The following is a 20,204-nucleotide window of genomic DNA, read 5'->3' as shown; positions in this document are numbered from 1 at the left end:
CCTATATGTTTTAATATTTTGCGTGGCTGTTCACAAAACATCTTGTCAATTGTATAGTGATCGGGAAGCGAATGCTTCCCGATTTTTTTATGATACAGGTTGATCTTCACCGACTACATTCAATTCATCTTGATGCATGTCATCTTCTTCGGAATCACGCATCTCAATCTCTTCAAAGTCTTCTGTTAACATCTTAACGTCAAGACCTAAACTTTGAAGTTCCTTAATGAGAACTTTAAATGATTCTGGAACTCCTGGTTGTGGCACACTTTCTCCTTTAACAATCGCTTCATAAGTTTTCACACGCCCAACGACGTCATCTGATTTAACTGTTAGGATTTCTTGTAATGTATATGCCGCACCATAAGCTTCAAGCGCCCAAACTTCCATCTCTCCGAAACGCTGTCCACCGAACTGCGCTTTTCCTCCGAGTGGTTGTTGTGTGACAAGTGAGTATGGTCCAGTTGAACGAGCGTGAAGCTTATCGTCAACCATGTGCGCAAGTTTAATCAAATACATAACCCCTACGGATACACGGCTATCGAATGGTTGGCCCGTACGACCATCATAAAGAACAGTTTTTCCGTCGCGGTCCATCCCAGCTTCTTCCATCGTCTCCCAAACATCTTGTTCGTTCGCACCATCAAATACTGGCGTCGCTGTATGAATACCTAGATTGCGCGCTGCCATACCTAAGTGCATTTCAAGAACTTGTCCAATATTCATACGTGATGGAACACCGAGTGGATTTAACATGACATCGATTGGCGTACCGTCTGGCATAAATGGCATATCCTCTTCAGGTAAAATACGAGAGATAACCCCTTTGTTACCGTGACGTCCAGCCATCTTGTCACCGACTGAAATTTTACGCTTTTGAACGATGTAAACACGTACGAGTTGGTTTACACCTGGTGGCAATTCGTCGCCATCTTCACGATTGAACACTTTCACGTCTAAAATAATACCGCCTGCTCCATGTGGTACACGCAATGAAGTATCGCGTACTTCACGTGCTTTCTCACCGAAGATTGCGTGTAATAGACGCTCTTCTGCCGTCAACTCCGTAACCCCTTTTGGCGTTACTTTACCGACTAAAATATCACCGTCTCGAACTTCGGCTCCGATTCGGATAATTCCGCGGTCGTCTAAGTTGCGAAGTGCATCTTCTCCGACGTTCGGAATATCGCGTGTAATCTCTTCTGGTCCGAGCTTCGTATCACGAGCTTCCGATTCATACTCTTCAATATGAATCGATGTAAATACGTCATCTTTGACGAGACGCTCACTCATGATGATCGCATCTTCATAGTTGTATCCATCCCAAGTCATAAACGCTGTTAAAACGTTACGACCGAGCGCAAGTTCACCTTGTTCCATCGATGGACCATCCGCTAAAATGTCAAGTGGCTTCACACGATCGCCGACTGAGACGATTGGGCGTTGGTTATAACAGGTCCCTTGGTTAGAACGGATAAAATTATCTAATTTATAAGATGTTAAGTCACCTTGTACTTCTTTACCGTCTACTTCTTCAATACGACGAACGCGAATTTCACGCGCTTCCACATGCTCTACAATTCCGTCATATTTCGCAAGCACTGCTGCTCCTGAGTCGCGTGCTGATACGTGCTCCATTCCTGTACCAACCAATGGTGATTCAGGGTTTAACAAAGGAACTGCTTGACGTTGCATGTTCGCTCCCATAAGAGCACGGTTCGAGTCATCATTCTCAAGGAATGGAATACATGCAGTCGCTGCCGAAACAACTTGTTTTGGCGAAACATCCATGTAGTCAATTTGTTCACGTTTGAATACCGTGTTATCTCCTTGGAAACGTCCAACGACTTCTTCATTTACAAATGAACCGTCTTCCGCTAAAGGTGCATTCGCTTGTGCGACGACATAGTTATCTTCTAAATCCGCCGTTAAATAATCAATTTGTCCTGTGACGCGACCTGTTTCTGGATCAACTTTACGATATGGTGTTTCGATAAAGCCAAATTTATTCACTTTCGCAAAAGTTGAAAGTGAGTTGATAAGCCCGATATTCGGACCCTCAGGTGTTTCAATCGGACACATACGTCCATAGTGAGAGTAGTGAACGTCACGCACTTCCATACCAGCACGCTCACGCGTTAAACCACCAGGCCCAAGCGCAGATAAACGACGCTTATGCGTGAGTTCCGCAAGTGGGTTCGTCTGGTCCATGAACTGTGATAATTGAGAGCTTCCGAAGAACTCTTTAATTGACGCGATAACGGGACGGATGTTGATTAATTGCTGTGGTACGATCGATTGTGTGTCATTGATTGACATACGCTCTTTTACAACACGCTCCATACGTGAAAGCCCGATACGGAATTGGTTTTGTAACAATTCACCAACCGAACGTAAACGTCGGTTTCCTAAATGGTCAATATCGTCTGTGTTCCCTACACCGTGTAATAAGTTAAAGAAATAACTAATAGATGAAATGATGTCAGCTGGTGTAATGCACTTTACTTCTTCATCTACATTTGCGTTAGAAATAACATTGATAATTTGTCCTTCTTCGCCTTTAGGTGCATAAATTTTCACAGATTGAATCACGATTGGTTCATCAAGTGCACCACCGACTTGGGTGATCTCTTCTGTACAAAGACCAGCTTCAAAGTGAGGTAGTAAACGATCAAGCGTACGACGATCCATCATTTCGCCTTTTTCAATTAAAATTTCTCCTGTTTCAGGATCCACTAATGTTTCAGCGATTTTTTGATTGAAAAGACGATTTTGTAAGTGGAGCTTTTTATTCATTTTATAACGACCGACATTCGCTAAGTCATAGCGTTTCGGATCGAAGAAACGTGAGTAAATTAAATTTTTCGCACTGTCTAATGTTGGTGGTTCACCAGGGCGAAGACGCTCATAAATTTCAAGCAATGCCTTTTCAGAGCTCTCTGTGTTATCCTTCTCTAAAGTGTTGCGTAAAAATTCATTGTCGCCAATAAGTTCGATGATTTCTGGATCCGCAGAAAATCCGAGTGCACGTAAAAGGACGGTAATCGGTAACTTACGTGTACGATCGATGCGCACATGGATAATATCTTTAGCATCTGTCTCGTATTCTAACCAAGCGCCACGATTTGGGATAACTGTCGCTCCGAATCCACGTTTACCGTTTTTATCTGTCTTATCATTGAAATAAACACTCGGTGAACGCACAAGCTGAGACACGATAACGCGCTCTGCTCCGTTAATAATGAATGTTCCATTTTCAGTCATAAGCGGGAAATCACCCATGAATACTTCTTGCTCTTTCACTTCTTCTGTTTCTTTGTTGTGCAAACGCACTTTCACACGAAGTGGAGCTGCAAAAGTAACATCTCGCTCTTTCGATTCATCGACTGGATACTTTGGTTCTCCTAATGTGTAATCGACAAACTCTAACGAAAGATTGCCAGTGAAGTCTTCGATTGGAGAAATATCGCGAAACATTTCACGCAATCCTTCCTCTAAGAACCATTCGTATGAAGCTGTTTGAATTTCAATTAAGTTCGGTAAATCTAAAACCTCTTGAATTCGAGCATAACTTCTACGCTGACGGTGTTGACCGTACTGTACTAAATGACCTGTCAACTCTTTCACCCCTCAAAACAATATTAGTTCTTCCGTTTATCAAGAAAATGGTGTATGATAACGAAAAAACAAAAAGAAAACGAGTTCTTGCAAGAGCTCATTTTCGATTTAACTACGTATACATTCAGTGACTATAAGTAAAATAGGCATAATCGTGCAATATAATTTATTTTGCATTTATTAATGTTATCATAACACTTGACATTCGTCAATTATATGCAACAACTATGCTTAGATTAAAAAAAGCCCGTCATGGACGGGCTTTTTGAGTTCTGAAGAATTATTTAAGTTCGATTACTGCGCCAACTTCTTCAAGTTTAGCTTTCATTTCTTCAGCTTCTTCTTTAGCAACGCCTTCTTTAACTGCTTTCGGTGCGTTGTCAACTACTTCTTTCGCTTCTTTCAAGCCGAGGCCTGTGATTTCACGAACTGCTTTGATAACTTTGATTTTTTGAGCTCCTGCTTCTGCAAGGATAACGTCGAATTCTGATTGCTCAGCTCCGCCTGCTTCTCCACCTGCTGCTGCAACTGCAACTGGTGCTGCTGCTGTTACTCCAAATTCTTCTTCGATTGCTTTAACGAGATCGTTTAACTCGAGAACTGTCATTTCTTTAATAGCGTCTAAAATTTGCTCGATAGTCATTATAATTTCCTCCTATATTTTAAGGTTTCTTTTTTACGTTTTTAAGCTACGTTAAGCCACTCGGGAATTAAGCTCCCTCTTCTTCGCCTTTTTGGTCTGCAACTGCTTTCGTAGCGAGTGCAAAGTTGCGCATTGGCGCTTGAAGTACAGATAAAAGCATAGAAAGGAGTCCTTCGCGTGATGGAAGTTCTGCCAACGCTTTGATTTCATCAACTGAAACTAAGTTTCCTTCGATGATACCTGCTTTAATTTCCAATTGTTCGTTTTCTTTTGCGAAGTTGTTTAACACTTTTGCAGGTGCGATAACATCTTCAGTTGAGAAAGCGATCGCGTTCGGTCCTGTTAAGAACTCGTTTAACGCTTCGTAGCCTAAAGATTCTGCTGCACGACGTGACATTGTGTTTTTGTAAACTGTCATGTCAACTCCTGCTTCACGTAATTGCTTACGTAATTCAGTAGCTTGTGCAACTGAAAGACCACGGTAGTCAACAACGATAAACGCTGCTGATTCTTTCATTTTGTCAGTAATCTCTTGAACTACTGCTTGTTTAGCTTGTAAAATTTTGCTCATTCGTGACACCTCCTACGTTGAAAGTTCAGTCACTCATACCGATATAGAAAAGCCCTCGATATCTATCGGAAGACACGAGGGCATTAAAGTCGTTTTATGAAAACGTCTTTGTCCTCGGTAGGATTTTTATGTGTTGGACACCCCTACTGTCTTCGGTACAAATGTTTATTCAATTAACCATGGGAAATCATACCACGTACAATTCTCCATGTCAATAATTATTTCGCTTTAGAAACAGCCGATAATGGATCAATTTTAACTGCAGGACCCATCGTAGTTGTTACGTAAACACTCTTCATGAAAGTACCTTTCGCTGAAGCTGGTTTAGCTTTTAAGATCACATCGAAAATTGTTTCGAAGTTTTCAGCTAATTTGTCAGCGTCGAATGATGCTTTCCCGATTGGCGCGTGAACGATACCTGCTTTGTCAGCACGATATTCAACTTTACCCGCTTTAATTTCTTCAACAGCTTTCGCTACATCAAATGTAACTGTTCCTGTTTTAGGGTTTGGCATTAAACCTTTTGGTCCGAGTACACGACCGATTTTACCAACTTCACCCATCATGTCTGGTGTCGCAACGATAACATCGAAGTCGAACCATCCTTGTTGGATTTTTGTAATATATTCTGCATCGCCTACGTAATCTGCTCCAGCAGCTTCTGCTTCTTTGAGCTTTTCACCTTTAGCGAATACTAATACTTTTTGTGTTTTACCAGTTCCGTTTGGAAGCACTACTGCTCCACGGATTTGCTGATCGTTTTTACGAGTGTCGATTCCTAAACGGAACGCAACTTCAACTGTAGCGTCAAAGTTTGTTGTGCTCGTTTTTTTAGCGAGTTCAATCGCTTCTTTATATTCGTAAGTTTGTGCTTTATCTACTAACTTTTGCGCTTCTACGAATTTTTTACCTCTTTTAGCCATTTTATATCCTCCTCTATTGTGGTTTTAACGGAATTTGACCTCCCACGAATAAAGGTTGCGCGTTCATAGGAACAGCCGCAACCTCCAACAACGAAACGAGAGTCGTGATTAATCTTCGACAGTGATTCCCATACTGCGAGCAGTACCTTCAACCATTGCCATTGCTGCTTCAACTGATGCAGCGTTCAAGTCTTCCATCTTAGACTCTGCGATTTCACGTACTTGATCACGTTTAACTGTAGCAACTTTTTTCTTGTTAGGTTCACCTGAACCTTTATCAATTTTAGCTGCTTTTTTTAACAACACCGCTGCTGGTGGAGTTTTTGTAATGAACGTAAATGAACGGTCTTCAAATACAGTAATTTCTACAGGGATGATTAATCCTGCTTGTTCTGCTGTACGAGCGTTGAACTCCTTACAGAATCCCATGATGTTAACACCTGCTTGACCTAAAGCTGGTCCTACCGGTGGAGCTGGGTTTGCTTTCGCTGCAGGAATTTGTAATTTTACAATTTTGCTTACTTTTTTAGCCACGAGACACACCTCCTTAAAGTCCGTGATGTGGTAAATTGGGTTGCCCCTCCCACTCATCTTGTCGCTATCCTCATTCGAGAACAGTGTGACCTTTGAAATGATACCATCAATCCGGAATTAATTCAAGTTCTTTTTATAAAACTTTTTCGATTTGTTCATAGTCGAGTTCCATATTTGTCTCTCGACCGAACATATCGACACTTACTTTTAGTTTATCTTTCTCTAAATCGATTTCTTCAATTTTACCTTGGAAACCTGCAAATGGGCCTTCGATTACTTCAACTAATTCGCCTACTTCGTAATCGATATCGATACGACGTTCGTTTACTCCCATCTTCTTCAAGATGAAATCTACTTCTTCTGGTAATAACGGCGTCGGTTTTGCTCCGCCCCCTGAAGATCCGATAAATCCAGTAACTCCCGGCGTATTACGAACAACATACCATGAGTCGTCTGTCATAATGATTTCCACGAGCACATACCCTGGAAATGTTTTGCGCATCACCGTTTTTTTCTTACCGTCTTTAATATCTACTTCTTCCTCTTCCGGTACGATGACACGGAAAATCTTATCTTGCATACCCATCGTTTCTACACGTTTCTCGAGGTTTGCTTTCACTTTATTTTCGTAACCTGAGTAAGTGTGCACGACATACCATTGCTTTTCAATATCCATATTGTTGAGGACTGTTCGTCCCGCCCCTCCTTCTCGTATTGCTCATACGATTGAATTAAACCGAAAAAACCCGTTCCTTGCTCGTGACGGGATTTTTCTCTCAGTTATATTTTACATTTTTATAAGCTAATATACCAATCCATTAATTTCTTAATACCAAAATCAACTGCTGCAAAAAATAAAGCCATAAAGACTACAGTTGTAATAACGACAATTGTATAGCGGACGAGTTCTTTACGTTTCGGCCAGCTAACTTTACGCATTTCAGTACCAACACTTCTTAAAAAGCCTTCTTTATTATTGCTCATCTTCATGCTACCTCCGAGTTTTTATCCTAAACCTATTAGCGATTCGTCTGTTTGTGAACCGTATGGGCATTGCACTGTTTACAATGTTTTTTCAATGTGAGGCGCTCTTCTTTTCCATTGTTGCGTGCAGGTACAGAATAGTTGCGAGAGCCACATTCCTCACAGCATAAAACTATCTTCTTCGTCATGTCTTCACCTTACTTTAGATGAGTTAACTTACTCGCACAAGAATAACATTTGTAATTTTTCATGTCAATGTAACATATGTAAAAGTTTCACAATATCGGTGGATTCAATTTCTTCTTAATTCTTTGTAAGGCATTATCGATTGACTTTACAGGTTTTTTTAAAGTCGTCGCAATTTCGTCATAAGAGTTTCCTTGAATATACTGAAAATAGACATCGCGCTCAAAAGGGCTGAGCTTTGTTTTGATTTGTTTTTCAAATAATTTATATTGTTCTCGGTAAATAATCGTCCATTCCGGGTTATATACATCCGTCGTGCTTACTTGTTGTAGTAAAGGTTCTGATTCGTCCATTTCATAATCGAGTGATAAAGATGAATTGAGAGGCTGATGCTTTTGACGCGAAGCTGTCTTTATAGCGGTTAAAATCTGTCGCGTGACACAAAGTTCCGCATAATTCCGAAAAGGTACTTCGCGCGTTGTATCATATGTTTGAATCGCGCGGTAAAGCCCGATCATTCCCTCTTGAGCCAAATCTTCACGCTCGCCCCCAATCAGGAAATAAGAACGAGCTTTCATTTTGACGAAATCTTCATATTTCTCAATAAGCATCCCTACTGCACACTCTTTTCCACTTCGCCATTCATTCACTAATTTCAAATCGGATTGTTGTTGTTCAGAATTCATCAAAACATTCCCCTCCGCTTCACTTCAATCCTCGTCTTATTTTCTCTAATTCCGCCATCACTTCTGGTGGGTAGCGATCATTCTCGAAGGCTTTTTCTCGCTTTTGAGGGCGATGTAGCACGCCACTGATTTCTTCTTTTGATTGGCCTAATTCTAACTGTAGTTCTCGCGCTGACTTTCGTAAAGCTCCTTGCCCAAAAATAACCCATTGTTCAACAGAATCGCTCGTCGCGACATAAATAGTCGTTTGACGTCGCTTTAATTCTTGGACGAGTTTTTCGATTCGTTCATCTGCCGTTTCATTCTCTCGAGTGTAGACCGTTTGAATATTCGCTCCTTTTTGTACGGTTTCTTGTCCTTTTTGCAAATGAGCATCGAAAACAAGAATGATACGCCACTTCATGTAAGCTGCGTACTCTTCTAATCGCTCTTCCAATTCCCGGCGCGCTAAGTCTAGACTCATTAATTTTAATTTTTGGAGTTCTGGCCAATCGCCGATGATATTATATCCATCGACGATCAACACCGTATCTCTTTTCTTTTTTCTTCTCGTCATTTTGTCGTGAGCGGATGTCGCTTACGATACACTTCGTACATTAAAATTGCCGCTGCTACGGATGCATTCAAAGATGTCACTTGCCCAACCATCGGCATTTGATATAAAAAATCGCAACGTTCCTTTAAAATGCGTGACATTCCTTTGCCTTCGCTACCAATAATGACAGCGAGTGGCAATGTGGCATCCATATGTCGATAGTCCGTCTTATTTCCAGCATCTGTTCCCGCAATCCATACGCCACGTTCTTTTAGTTCATCAATTGTTTGCGATAAGTTATTAACACGAACGACAGGAATATACTCAATCGCTCCTGTAGATGCTTTCGCCACAGTAGATGTCAAAGCGACCGAACGACGCTTTGGAATGATAATCCCATGCGCTCCGACAGCGTCGGCCGTTCTCATGATCGAACCTAGATTATGTGGGTCTTCCAACTCATCTAAAATAATGAAAAACGGATCTTGTTGTCGCTCTTCGGCAACCGCAAATAAATCTTCCAATTCGGCATACTCATAAGCCGCAACAGATGCAACAATCCCTTGATGATTCGAAGATGTTAGTTGATCGAGCTTTCGTTTCGGGACAGTTTGAACAACAATTTTAGTAGGGCGTACAAGTCTCATCAATTCATCATATGTCTTTTTTTGCATACCTTCTGCTACCCATATTTTATTCAATTCTCGTCCAGCTCGTAATGCTTCGAATACCGGATTTTTTCCACCGATGATTTCTTCTTCGTTGCTCATCACGCTCTTCCTCCTTTTTCTATTGTAGTAATGGCATAGTCATACCATTCGGTTAATCGTTCTTCTCGTTTTAATAAGTATAAATAACCAATTACTGCTTCAAATGCTGTGCTTAAATTATACGTTTGAATCGACGTATGTTTCGGTACACTATGCGACTTTGCATTGCGCCCTCTACGAAAGACCGCTTCTTCTTCCTCCGTCATAAACCGCTCTTCTTTCATCTTTTGAATGATCGATGCTTGCGCCTTTGCCGACACATAACTCGTCGCGTAATGATGGAGTTTATTCGGTTTTGTCATCCCTTTATGAATGAGTCTTTCACGGATTACTCGTTCATAAACGGCATCTCCCATATACGCTAATGTGAGAGCGTTTAACTGTTTCACTTCTCCTGCTGTTAACTCTTTCACTGGATGTATTAGCCTCTTTTCCATCTCGTGCCTTGCGCTGTATCTTCTAACACGATACCTTCTGCTTGTAATAAATCACGAATTTCATCAGCTCGGGCAAAGTCTCGGTTTTTACGTGCTTCTAATCGCTCTTCAATCAATTGATCGATGCGCTCATCTAAGCTCGCTTCTTCTTGTTGACCGAGTTCAATGCCGAGAATATTCATCAATTGTTGTAATTCTTTTTCAAAACGTTCTAATACCTCGAGGTCCGTCTGCTCTTCTAGTAAGTAAACATTCGCTACTTTCGCTAATTCAAAAATCGCAGCAATTCCGTTTGCTGTATTAAAGTCATCGTCCATCGCACGTGTAAAGGCATCGACTTGCTCTTGAATTTTGTCCATCCAAGGTGTCGCATCGCCTGCTAAGTTCGTGCTATGCGCCATACGATACTTCACGTTTGCATACGCTGTTTCGATACGCTCTAACCCGTTCGCTGCACTTTCTACTAATTCTTGTGAGAAGTTGATCGGGTGACGGTAGTGAACCGATAACATGAAGAAACGTAACACTTTCGGGTCGATTTGTTTTCGAATATCCGTCACTGTGATGAAGTTTCCGAGTGACTTACTCATCTTTTCATTTTCTACATTAATATAACCATTATGCATCCAATAGTTTGCGAATGTCTTGCCAGTCATCGCTTCAGATTGGGCAATTTCGTTCTCATGATGAGGGAATGTTAAATCTTGACCCCCTGCGTGGATATCGATCGTATCTCCGAGATGTTCACGAGCCATGACAGAACATTCGATATGCCATCCTGGACGACCTTTCCCCCATGGGCTATCCCAAGCAACTTCGCCATCTTTCGCTTTTTTCCAAAGCGCAAAGTCGAGAGCATTATCTTTTTGTTCATTCTTTTCAATGCGAGCTCCTACACGTAATTCATCGATTGATTGATGAGATAACTTACCGTATCCATCGAACTTTGTCGTTCTGAAATAAACATCGCCATTGCTTTCATAAGCATAATCTTTTTCGACTAATACTTCGATAAACTTCACGATATCTTCGATGTGATCCGTAACACGTGGATGAGCATCCGCTCGCGCACAACCGAGCGCTTCTACATCTTCAAAGTACGCATCGATGAAACGATCCGTCAATTCACGAACATCTTCTCCTAGTTCATTCGCCGCGCGAATAATTTTATCGTCTACGTCTGTGAAGTTTGAAATGTACCTCACTTCATATCCACGGTACTGTAAATAGCGACGCACTGTATCGAAAGCGATGACAGGTCGGGCATTTCCAATGTGGATGTAGTTGTAGACAGTCGGTCCACAAACATACATCGATACTTTTCCTTCTTCAATCGGTATGAACTCTTCTTTTTTACGTGTCAATGTATTATAAATTTGAATCATTTAACGTCCCTCCATTTGTTCGATTCGTTCTGTCAGTTCATTCATTTGTTGTTGTAATTGAGCAATATCTTTTCGTAGCGACTCATTGAACATACGCTCACTACTCTGCTTTATTTCGTTAATTTGTTGTTGTAATTGTTTCACCGCATCGGATATAGGATCTGGCATATTCCCATGATTAAAATGCTCTTCCTTCACACGTTTGCCATCTTGCATGACGACTTTTCCAGGGATGCCTACTACTGTGGCATTCGGTGGTACTTCTTTCAAAACGACCGAACCAGCCCCAATTTTACTATTTGCTCCGATCGTGATTGAACCGAGTACTTTCGCTCCCGCTGCAACTAAAACTCCATCTTCTAATGTTGGATGACGCTTCCCTTGTTCCTTACCCGTTCCTCCTAATGTCACTCCTTGATAAATCGTTACATCGTCTCCTATTTCGCAAGTTTCACCGATGACGACACCCATTCCGTGATCGATAAATAGACGACGCCCTATTGTAGCACCAGGATGAATTTCAATACCTGACACCCAACGACTAAATTGAGAAGTGGCACGCGCGAAAAAATAAAGACGATGGCTGAAAAACCAATGGGCAATTCGGTGGAACCAAACGGCATGTAAGCCTGAATACGTAATAATTACTTCAAAAATACTTCTTGCTGCAGGATCTTGTTCCATGATACAACGAATATCTTCTTTCATACGAGCAAACATCGTATAAAACCTCCTCAACTAATCTCCAAGGAACGACAAAAACGCCTCTATCCTTACGATAGAGACGCTTTTGCGCGGTTCCACTCCACTTAAAGACGCATACTCAAATAAGCATCTTCCACTTAAACTTCGTAACGGAAGTTAACCGTTCGTCTCTACTTGCGTTTCGAAACGACGCTCAAAGGGGCATTCAATGATGAATCCATCGAACTTCTTTCACCAATACGAAGTTCTCTCTGAAGATTGATTCTATCATTTACTCTTCCTTCTCTACACTTTACTGTGCATATTTTGCAACACGGTCAATCGCTACTTCTTTACCGATTAACGCAATTGCATTCGGTAATTCTGGTCCACGCATTTCACCTGTCGTTACGACACGGATTGGCATGAATAAGTTTTTACCTTTATGACCTGTTTCTTTTTGGACTGCTTTAATAGCTGCCTTAATGTTTTCTGCCGTGAACTGTTCCATCGCTTCAAATTGCGCTTTTAACGCAGTCATCACTTCTGGTACTTGTTCGCCTGCTAACACTTCTTGCGCTGCTTCATCGTAGTCAATCTCTTTTGTGAAGAATTGAGTCGTTAATTCTACAATTTCTGCACCGAAGCTTAATTGTTCATGGTAAAGAGCGATTAAATCGCGCACCCAGGCTTCTTCTTCTTTTGTCATCGTCTCGCTGACTCGCCCTGCTCTTTGAAGATGGGGTAATGTGAGTGCAACAACTTCATCTAATTCTAATTGTTTAATATATTGATTGTTCATCCATGTCAACTTGTCTTTATCAAACATCGATGGCGATTTTGCTAAACGCTTTTCATCGAACATTTCAATCAATTGTTCTTTCGTGAAAATCTCTTCTTCTCCGCCTGGTGACCATCCGAGTAATGCGAAGAAATTAAACATCGCTTCAGGCAAGTAACCTAAATCTTTATATTGTGAAACGAATTGAATAATCGATTCATCACGTTTTGATAGCTTTTTACGATCTTCGTTGACGATTAATGTCATATGACCGAATGTTGGCGATTCCCATCCAAGTGCCTCAAACACCATAATTTGACGTGGTGTATTTGTTAAATGCTCTTCTCCGCGGAAAATATGTGTCATTTCCATCAAATGATCATCAATGACAACAGCGAAGTTATATGTCGGAATACCATTCGCTTTCACAATGACCCAGTCTCCGATATCTTTCGATTCAAAAGCTACATCTCCGCGAACGAGATCTGTAAATTTGTAAGTGACACCTTCAGGTACAGCGAAACGCAATGTATACGGCTTGCCTGCATCTTCTTGCGCTTGAATATCTTCTGCTGATAAATGACGACATTTTCCAGAATACATTGGCGCCGCAATTCCTGAAGCTTTTTGCGCCTCACGTTCAGCTTCTAATTCTTCTGTTGTACAGAAACATTTATATGCCTTACCTTCTTCTAATAACTGGTTCGCATATTTCGTATACGTATCGAGACGATCTGTTTGACGGTACGGTGCATACGGTCCACCGATATCAACAGACTCATCATATTCTAAACCTAACCATTTTAAATTATCGAGTTGTGAACGCTCTCCACCTTCGATATTACGTTCTGTATCTGTATCTTCAATACGAACGATAAATTTCCCACCGTGGTGACGTGCGTATAAATAGTTGAATAATGCTGTACGTGCTCCTCCGATATGTAAATGTCCAGTCGGACTTGGGGCATAGCGTACTCGAACTTCTTTTGTCATTGTTGTTGTCTCTCCCAACATTTAGTTGTCTACTTCATCATTTTAGCACGTTTCGACTCGCTTTGAAAAGAAGGTCACTTTTTTATAAGTAAAATGACCGCGAGTGAAGCGATTCCTTCTTCGCGCCCGACAAAACCTAATTTTTCAGTCGTTGATGCTTTAATATTCACTTGCGATTCGTCTGCATGTAGCAATTGCGCAATTCGGTTACGCATCTTCGGAATATGTGGCCCCATTTTTGGACGTTGTGCCAAAATCGTGCAATCAACATTTCCTAAGTGATAGCCTTCCGCTTCAACCATCTTCCACACTTCTTCTAATAACAGAGCGGAGTCTGCATCTTTAAACGCCATATCAGTGTCAGGGAAATGCGTACCGATATCTACTTTCCCAATCGCTCCTAACGCAGCGTCTGTAATCGTGTGCAGAACGACATCTGCATCAGAATGACCGACGAGGCCTCTTTCGTGTGGCACTTCAATTCCACCAATCATGAGGGGGCGTCCCTCTTCAAATGCGTGTACGTCAAACCCTTGTCCAATTCGTATCATCGTAATTCTCCTCGCTCTTTCAATAAATAATGTCCATAAGATAGATCAGCTGTGGTCGTCATTTTAATGTTGTCATATGTACTTTCAACGACATGTACAGGAGCACCATAGCGTTCAACAACCATCGATTCATCTGTCGCCTCAAACTGTTCTGCTAATGCTTCTTTTGAAGCGTTATATAATAATTCATAACGGAAAGCTTGAGGAGTTTGAATTGCCCATAGTTGTTCACGAGGTAATGTTTGTTGGACGATACCACTTGCGACTACTTTCGTCGTATCTTGTACTTTGACTGCTGCGATCGCCGCACCTGTTTCCTGCGCTTTCATCACTAATTCATGAATCGTCGATTGGTGAATGAAAGGTCGAGCAGCATCATGGACGAGAATGATGCCGTCAATAGACCCATCATAGGCCTCTAAACAAGCATGAACACTATGTTGACGCTCGGCTCCTCCTACCACGAACTGTGTAATTTTCGACAAATTAAACTTTTTTGCAATAGCTTCCATCAATAAACGTTCTTCTTCTTTGATCGCGATAATAATCGACTCACACCATTCATCTTCTTGAAAACGTTGAAGTGTATGAGCTAATATCGGACGATCTCCCAATTGTAAAAATAACTTGTTTTGGGAAGCACGCATACGCTTCCCACTTCCTGCAGCTGGAATCATTACTGTGTATCGCACTTCTCATTCCCAACTTTCCTATGCTAATTTCGGCTTTGCGAAAATCATGCGACCTGCCGACGTTTGTAGAACGCTTGTCACAACGACATCGATTGGCGAACCGATATATTTGCGTCCTTCTTCCACAACAATCATCGTACCGTCGTCTAAATATGCAACACCTTGATCGTGTTCTTTCCCTTCTTTAATGACAACAACATGCATTTCTTCTCCAGGTATGACAACAGGTTTAACTGCATTGGATAAATCATTAATATTCAATACATCTACTCCATGCAAATCTGCCACTTTATTCAAATTGAAATCATTTGTAACAACACTACCATTCATTTGTTTTGCTAAATGGACTAATTTTAAATCTACTTCTCCTACATCTTCAAAATCAGTATTTGTTATTTCAACAATCGAATGTTCATCGCTTTGTAATTTCTTCAAAATATCCAAACCTCTTCTACCTTTTGTCCGCTTTAAAGAATCGGATGAGTCTGCGATATGTTGTAATTCCGTTAACACAAACTGAGGGACGACAAGCACCCCTTCTAAAAAACCAGTTTGTGCAATATCCGCGATACGTCCGTCAATAATAACACTTGTATCGAGTATTTTGCGCAAAGTGAAGTTTGAAGGTTCAGAAGCTTGAATTTCTTTCTTTTTCTTTGCGTCTGATGACTTTGCAGAAAAAAGCGCACTCATAAACTCCTCACGCTTTTGGAAACCAACTTGAAACCCGAGATACCCGAGTAAAACTGATAAAATAATTGGTAATACCGATGTGATTAATGTAATGAGTGGTAAATCGATGCTCGATAAGCCGTAACTAAATAAAAATGCGACACTCAAGCCGACGACCAATCCAATTGTACCAAATATTAAATCTAAAATCGGGGCGTTTAATAGGCGTTCCTCACACCATTTAATAAAATTAAAAATCGGGTCCGTTAAAAATAAACTTAAAAATAAAAAGACAGCAGCTCCAATCGTTGCGGCAATGTAGGCATTGTTAATAATAGGACGCGAAGTAAAAATAAATAAATCAAATAAATACGGTAAAAAAATAACACCTACTGCACCACCAACGATGAAGAAAATAAAACGTATGACCTTTTTCAACATCATTTCCACCTCCTTAGTAAGATTGTTTGCCAATATTATACTATTGACATACACTTTCTCCAAACTTCTTCTGTCTATTTAAACGAGTTTCTCCATATATAGTTGCATCGCTCTGGTATTCTCTTCAATAGACGAAATAAAAGAGCGATTACAACTTTTTAAAATGCTTGTCTTAATGCATCTTGAACCGTTTCGACACCAATTAATTGAACATTTTTCGGCGCTTCCCATCCATCGATATTCGATGCTGGTAAAAAAATGCGCGTGAAGCCAAGTTTCGCCGCTTCGTTTACCCGCTGTTCAATGCGAGATACACGTCTCACTTCTCCGGTCAAACCAACTTCTCCGATAAAACAATCGGTTAAGCCGACCGCTTCTTCTTTATAGCTAGAGACGATGCTTGCAATAATGGCTAAATCAATGGCTGGCTCATCCAATTTCACACCGCCCGTCACTTTAATATATGCATCTTGTGCTTGCAACATGAGTCCCATACGCTTTTCTAACACAGCCATAAGAAGTGAGATTCTGTTTTGATCGACGCCAGTCGCCATACGTTTCGGATAATTGAAGCTCGACGGCGTAACGAGTGCTTGCACTTCTACTAAAATTGGACGCGTTCCTTCCATCGAAGCGACGACAGTAGAACCAGCACCACTTTTTGATCGTTCACTTAAAAATAACTCCGAAGGATTTAATACTTCTCGTAAACCTGCTTGCGCCATTTCAAAAATAGCTAACTCATGGGTTGATCCGAAGCGGTTTTTCACACTTCGCAAAATACGATACGAATGATGACGATCTCCTTCAAAATACAAAACGGTATCTACCATATGTTCCAATAATCGGGGCCCTGCAATTTGACCATCTTTCGTCACATGCCCGACGATAAAGATTCCGATATTTTCAGTTTTGGCAATTCGCATCAACTCTGCCGTACATTCACGCACTTGAGAGACGCTTCCTGGTGCGCTTGTCACTTCTGGATGATAAATCGTCTGAATCGAATCGACGACGATAAATTTCGGCTTCACTTGATGAACGGTCTCGTGTATTTGAGAAAGATTCGTCTCTGAATAAATATATAATTCATTCGATTGAACAGCGAGACGTTCTGCTCTTAATTTCGTTTGGCGTACAGATTCCTCTCCAGAAATATAAAGGACACGCTCTTGTTTATTCGCTAACAATGAAGCGACTTGTAATAATAATGTCGACTTTCCAATACCAGGGTCTCCCCCAATTAAAATGAGCGATCCTGGTACAATCCCACCACCGAGTACACGGTTTAGCTCATCTAAATCCGTCGATACTCTTGGCTCTTCTACAATCGCTACTTTGTTGATAGGAACTGCTTTTTGAGATTGGACGGTCGTATGTTGAAAAGCTCCCCTCGGACCCTTTGTTTTCACTTCTACTTCCTCATCCATCGTATTCCAAGCACCACATCCTGGACAGCGCCCCATCCATTTTGGCGATTCATATCCACAGTCTTTACACATAAACTTTACTTTTCTCTTTGCCACCTTATCATCCTCCTCGCCATTTCTTTTAATGTAGCATGTCTACGTTACATGAATATGAAGAAATAGCTTTTTCATGAAAAAAAGCTACCGAACTCGAACTCGGCAGCTTTTCATCGATGCTTCTTAAACGTTTACAGTTTCATTCGTTTTGATGTAAAACTCTCCGTCTTTCACATCGATCGTTACTTCTCCACCATCTTGAATTGTACCTTTTAATAATTCTTCCGATAAGAGATCTTCAATATGCTTTTGGATTGCGCGACGTAAAGGACGTGCTCCGTAGTCTGGATCATAGCCGATTTCAGCTACTTTATCTTTCGCATCGTCTGTAATAACGAGCGAAATATTTTGTTCCGCTAAACGTTTCGTCAATTCGTCAGACATGAGAGAAACAATTTCACGCAATTGTTCTTTATCCAATGAGTGGAATACAATCATCTCATCCACACGGTTTAAAAACTCTGGTCGGAATGCACGTTTCAATGCTTCTAACATACTTTCTTTCATTTTTTTATGGTCGTCTTCAGCTGAATCTTGCAAATTAAATCCGACATATCGATTGTCTTTTAATGCTGTCGCTCCGACGTTTGACGTCATAATGACAACTGTGTTACGGAAGTCGACTGTACGACCTTTTGAATCTGTGAGACGACCGTCTTCTAACACTTGCAATAAAATATTGAAAACATCTGGATGCGCTTTTTCAATTTCATCTAACAAGACTACTGAATACGGTTTACGACGCACCGCTTCTGTCAATTGTCCACCGTCATCATGACCGACATAACCTGGAGGTGAACCGACGAGACGGCTCGTCGCGTGTTTCTCCATATATTCACTCATATCGATACGTATCATCGCTTCTTCGTCACCAAACATTGATTCAGCGAGCGCTCGAGCCAATTCTGTTTTACCGACACCTGTCGGACCGAGGAAAATGAATGAACCGATTGGGCGCTTCGGATCTTTTAATCCAGCGCGCGCACGACGAATCGCTTTTGAAATGGCGACGACCGCTTCATCTTGACCGATGACACGCTCGTGAAGCAATTCTTCCATATTTAACAGTTTTACCGTTTCGGTTTCAGCAATTTTCGAAACAGGGACACCTGTCCACATCGCGACAACCTCTGCGATATCTTCTACTGTCACTTCCGATTCCGTCTTACCTTGTTGTTCTTTCCATTCTTCTTTTGTCGTATTTAATTTTTGCATTAATTTTTGTTCTTCATCGCGATATGAAGCCGCTTTTTCAAACTCTTGACTTTGTACCGCTGCATTTTTCTCTTGACGAACACGCTCTAAATCTTCTTCTAATTGTTTGAGGCTCGGTGGCGTTGTATATGAGCGAAGTCGCACTTTAGAGCCCGCTTCATCGATTAAGTCAATCGCTTTATCTGGTAAAAAACGATCTGAAATGTAACGGTCACTCATCGTCGCTGCTGCTTCTATCGCTTCATCCGTAATTTTTACACGGTGATGTGCTTCGTAACGATCACGCAAACCGCGAATAATTTGAATAGTTTCTTCGACAGTTGGTTCATCTACTTGAATTGGTTGGAAACGGCGCTCTAGCGCTGCATCTTTCTCAATATATTTGCGATACTCGTCGATTGTTGTCGCACCAATACATTGTAATTCTCCGCGAGATAATGCCGGTTTTAAAATATTCGACGCATCGATTGCACCTTCTGCACCGCCCGCACCGATTAATGTATGCAATTCGTCGATGAATAAAATGACATTGCCGACTTGGCGAATCTCTTCCATTACTTTTTTCATGCGATCTTCAAATTCACCACGATATTTTGTCCCTGCAACGACCGTTCCCATATCGAGTACCATGACGCGTTTATCGCGTAATATTTCCGGTACTTCATTCGCAACAATTTGTTGAGCGAGACCTTCTGCAATCGCTGTTTTACCGACGCCAGGCTCTCCGATTAATACCGGGTTGTTTTTCATACGACGTGCTAAAATTTCAATAACACGTGTAATTTCTTTACTGCGTCCGATGACTGGATCTAGCGTCCCTTCACGTGCAATTTCTGTTAAATCACGCGCTAAACTATCTAAAGTAGGTGTCGTTTTCGCATTGCTCGCATTATTGTTTTGTTTATTGTTACTCGCATCTGCACTGCCGAGTAAAGCGAGCACTTGTTGGCGAGCTCTCGTTAAACTTACTCCCGCATTATTCAATACTCGAGCCGCCACGCCCTCTCCTTCACGGATTAACGCAAGTAAAATATGCTCGGTTCCTACATAAGAATGACCGAGTTTTCTCGATTCATCGACTGACAACTCAATCACTTTTTTTGCTCTCGGTGTGTAATGAACGATTGGACCAACTTCTTTTTCCCCTTGGCCAACTAATTGTTCTACCCCTTGTTCTATTGTATTTAAATCGACATCAATCGCTTCAAGCGCTTTTGCCGCAATACCTTCTCCTTCACGAATGAGACCGAGTAAAATGTGTTCTGTCCCGATCGCTTCATGTTTTAAGCGAATAGCCTCTTCTTGTGCTAATTGGAGTACACGTTGTGCTCTTTGCGTAAATCGGTTAAACATCATATGGATCTCTCCTTTTCAAAT

General features: G+C 41.3%; 20 protein-coding genes and 2 other annotated features. All 20 genes read right to left on the bottom strand.

The window, feature by feature from the left end; translation table 11 throughout:
• Positions 1–87 precede the first annotated feature (87 nt).
• Positions 88–3,618, bottom strand: coding sequence for a DNA-directed RNA polymerase subunit beta (rpoB, locus tag IRY55_RS06200; RefSeq protein WP_213086671.1), 3,531 nt, complete (start codon positions 3,616–3,618; stop codon positions 88–90).
• A 280-nt stretch (positions 3,619–3,898) separates the two neighbouring features.
• Positions 3,899–4,261, bottom strand: coding sequence for a 50S ribosomal protein L7/L12 (gene rplL, locus IRY55_RS06195; protein WP_194562440.1), 363 nt, complete (start codon positions 4,259–4,261; stop codon positions 3,899–3,901).
• Positions 4,262–4,328: 67 nt separating this feature from the next.
• Positions 4,329–4,832, bottom strand: a complete 504-nt coding sequence (gene rplJ / locus IRY55_RS06190) for a 50S ribosomal protein L10 (protein ID WP_194562439.1) — start codon at positions 4,830–4,832, stop codon at positions 4,329–4,331.
• A 37-nt stretch (positions 4,833–4,869) separates the two neighbouring features.
• Positions 4,870–5,006, bottom strand: a sequence feature (ribosomal protein L10 leader region).
• A 44-nt stretch (positions 5,007–5,050) separates the two neighbouring features.
• Entirely contained in the window at positions 5,051–5,755 is a 705-nt protein-coding gene (gene rplA, locus IRY55_RS06185) for a 50S ribosomal protein L1 (protein WP_194562438.1), read from the bottom strand.
• Positions 5,756–5,863: 108 nt separating this feature from the next.
• Positions 5,864–6,289, bottom strand: a complete 426-nt coding sequence (gene rplK, locus IRY55_RS06180; protein ID WP_194562437.1) for a 50S ribosomal protein L11 — start codon at positions 6,287–6,289, stop codon at positions 5,864–5,866.
• A gap of 133 nt (positions 6,290–6,422) precedes the next feature.
• Positions 6,423–6,959 carry a transcription termination/antitermination protein NusG gene (nusG, locus tag IRY55_RS06175; RefSeq protein ID WP_194562659.1) on the bottom strand — a complete coding sequence of 179 codons (537 nt, stop codon included), beginning with the start codon at positions 6,957–6,959 and terminating at the stop codon, positions 6,423–6,425.
• A gap of 125 nt (positions 6,960–7,084) precedes the next feature.
• A complete protein-coding gene (gene secE, locus IRY55_RS06170; protein ID WP_194562436.1) occupies positions 7,085–7,273 on the bottom strand; it encodes a preprotein translocase subunit SecE in 189 nt (62 codons plus the stop codon).
• Positions 7,274–7,308: 35 nt separating this feature from the next.
• Positions 7,309–7,461, bottom strand: a complete 153-nt coding sequence (gene rpmG / locus IRY55_RS06165; protein ID WP_194562435.1) for a 50S ribosomal protein L33 — start codon at positions 7,459–7,461, stop codon at positions 7,309–7,311.
• Between the two features lie 87 nt (positions 7,462–7,548).
• Positions 7,549–8,145 (bottom strand): RNA polymerase sporulation sigma factor SigH, encoded by a 597-nt coding sequence (gene sigH / locus IRY55_RS06160; protein WP_194562434.1) that lies wholly within the window; start codon positions 8,143–8,145, stop codon positions 7,549–7,551.
• Between the two features lie 19 nt (positions 8,146–8,164).
• Positions 8,165–8,701 (bottom strand): NYN domain-containing protein, encoded by a 537-nt coding sequence (locus IRY55_RS06155; RefSeq protein ID WP_194562433.1) that lies wholly within the window; start codon positions 8,699–8,701, stop codon positions 8,165–8,167.
• Positions 8,698–9,450 (bottom strand): 23S rRNA (guanosine(2251)-2'-O)-methyltransferase RlmB, encoded by a 753-nt coding sequence (gene rlmB, locus IRY55_RS06150; RefSeq protein ID WP_194562432.1) that lies wholly within the window; start codon positions 9,448–9,450, stop codon positions 8,698–8,700. The genes IRY55_RS06155 and rlmB overlap by 4 nt, the downstream gene beginning before the upstream one ends.
• Positions 9,450–9,863, bottom strand: a complete 414-nt coding sequence (locus tag IRY55_RS06145; protein ID WP_328799632.1) for a Mini-ribonuclease 3 — start codon at positions 9,861–9,863, stop codon at positions 9,450–9,452. Before IRY55_RS06145 ends, rlmB begins: the two co-directional genes overlap by 1 nt.
• A gap of 8 nt (positions 9,864–9,871) precedes the next feature.
• Positions 9,872–11,272 (bottom strand): cysteine--tRNA ligase, encoded by a 1,401-nt coding sequence (gene cysS / locus IRY55_RS06140; RefSeq protein WP_194562431.1) that lies wholly within the window; start codon positions 11,270–11,272, stop codon positions 9,872–9,874.
• A complete protein-coding gene (gene epsC, locus IRY55_RS06135) occupies positions 11,273–11,992 on the bottom strand; it encodes a serine O-acetyltransferase EpsC (protein WP_194562430.1) in 720 nt (239 codons plus the stop codon).
• Positions 11,993–12,049: 57 nt separating this feature from the next.
• Positions 12,050–12,274 (bottom strand) — a binding site (T-box leader).
• Entirely contained in the window at positions 12,270–13,730 is a 1,461-nt protein-coding gene (gltX, locus tag IRY55_RS06130) for a glutamate--tRNA ligase (protein ID WP_194562429.1), read from the bottom strand. It overlaps the preceding feature by 5 nt.
• Positions 13,731–13,804: 74 nt before the next feature.
• A complete protein-coding gene (gene ispF / locus IRY55_RS06125; protein WP_194562428.1) occupies positions 13,805–14,281 on the bottom strand; it encodes a 2-C-methyl-D-erythritol 2,4-cyclodiphosphate synthase in 477 nt (158 codons plus the stop codon).
• Positions 14,278–14,973, bottom strand: a complete 696-nt coding sequence (ispD, locus tag IRY55_RS06120) for a 2-C-methyl-D-erythritol 4-phosphate cytidylyltransferase (RefSeq protein WP_194562427.1) — start codon at positions 14,971–14,973, stop codon at positions 14,278–14,280. The genes ispF and ispD overlap by 4 nt, the downstream gene beginning before the upstream one ends.
• Before the next feature lie 18 nt (positions 14,974–14,991).
• The gene (locus tag IRY55_RS06115; protein WP_194562657.1) at positions 14,992–16,086 is read right to left on the bottom strand and encodes a PIN/TRAM domain-containing protein; all 1,095 of its coding nucleotides are present in this window, start codon (positions 16,084–16,086) and stop codon (positions 14,992–14,994) included.
• A 158-nt stretch (positions 16,087–16,244) separates the two neighbouring features.
• Positions 16,245–17,612: a DNA repair protein RadA gene (gene radA, locus IRY55_RS06110; RefSeq protein ID WP_194562426.1), complete on the bottom strand. Its 1,368-nt coding sequence runs from the start codon at positions 17,610–17,612 to the stop codon at positions 16,245–16,247.
• A gap of 123 nt (positions 17,613–17,735) precedes the next feature.
• Positions 17,736–20,183 (bottom strand): ATP-dependent Clp protease ATP-binding subunit, encoded by a 2,448-nt coding sequence (locus tag IRY55_RS06105; RefSeq protein ID WP_194562425.1) that lies wholly within the window; start codon positions 20,181–20,183, stop codon positions 17,736–17,738.
• Positions 20,184–20,204: the final 21 nt, after the last annotated feature.

The sequence above is a fragment of the Savagea serpentis genome, assembly GCF_015351395.1.
In the GTDB taxonomy this organism is placed as follows: domain Bacteria; phylum Bacillota; class Bacilli; order Bacillales_A; family Planococcaceae; genus Savagea; species Savagea serpentis.
The sequence above is the reverse complement of the archived record's forward strand: the minus strand, read 5'-3'. Positions and strand labels throughout refer to the sequence as shown.

Bases quoted from the DNA above. Each gene is read 5' to 3' on its own strand.
- rplL (WP_194562440.1), bottom strand. From the start codon at position 4,261: ATGACTATCGAGCAAATTTTAGACGCTATTAAAGAAATGACAGTTCTC.
- rplJ (WP_194562439.1), bottom strand. From the start codon at position 4,832: ATGAGCAAAATTTTACAAGCTAAACAAGCAGTAGTTCAAGAGATTACT.
- rplA (WP_194562438.1), bottom strand. From the start codon at position 5,755: ATGGCTAAAAGAGGTAAAAAATTCGTAGAAGCGCAAAAGTTAGTAGAT.
- secE (WP_194562436.1), bottom strand. From the start codon at position 7,273: ATGAGCAATAATAAAGAAGGCTTTTTAAGAAGTGTTGGTACTGAAATG.
- rpmG (WP_194562435.1), bottom strand. From the start codon at position 7,461: ATGACGAAGAAGATAGTTTTATGCTGTGAGGAATGTGGCTCTCGCAAC.
- sigH (WP_194562434.1), bottom strand. From the start codon at position 8,145: ATGAATTCTGAACAACAACAATCCGATTTGAAATTAGTGAATGAATGG.
- IRY55_RS06155 (WP_194562433.1), bottom strand. From the start codon at position 8,701: ATGACGAGAAGAAAAAAGAAAAGAGATACGGTGTTGATCGTCGATGGA.
- rlmB (WP_194562432.1), bottom strand. From the start codon at position 9,450: ATGAGCAACGAAGAAGAAATCATCGGTGGAAAAAATCCGGTATTCGAA.
- cysS (WP_194562431.1), bottom strand. From the start codon at position 11,272: ATGATTCAAATTTATAATACATTGACACGTAAAAAAGAAGAGTTCATA.
- epsC (WP_194562430.1), bottom strand. From the start codon at position 11,992: ATGTTTGCTCGTATGAAAGAAGATATTCGTTGTATCATGGAACAAGAT.
- gltX (WP_194562429.1), bottom strand. From the start codon at position 13,730: ATGACAAAAGAAGTTCGAGTACGCTATGCCCCAAGTCCGACTGGACAT.
- ispF (WP_194562428.1), bottom strand. From the start codon at position 14,281: ATGATACGAATTGGACAAGGGTTTGACGTACACGCATTTGAAGAGGGA.
- IRY55_RS06115 (WP_194562657.1), bottom strand. From the start codon at position 16,086: ATGTTGAAAAAGGTCATACGTTTTATTTTCTTCATCGTTGGTGGTGCA.
- IRY55_RS06105 (WP_194562425.1), bottom strand. From the start codon at position 20,183: ATGATGTTTAACCGATTTACGCAAAGAGCACAACGTGTACTCCAATTA.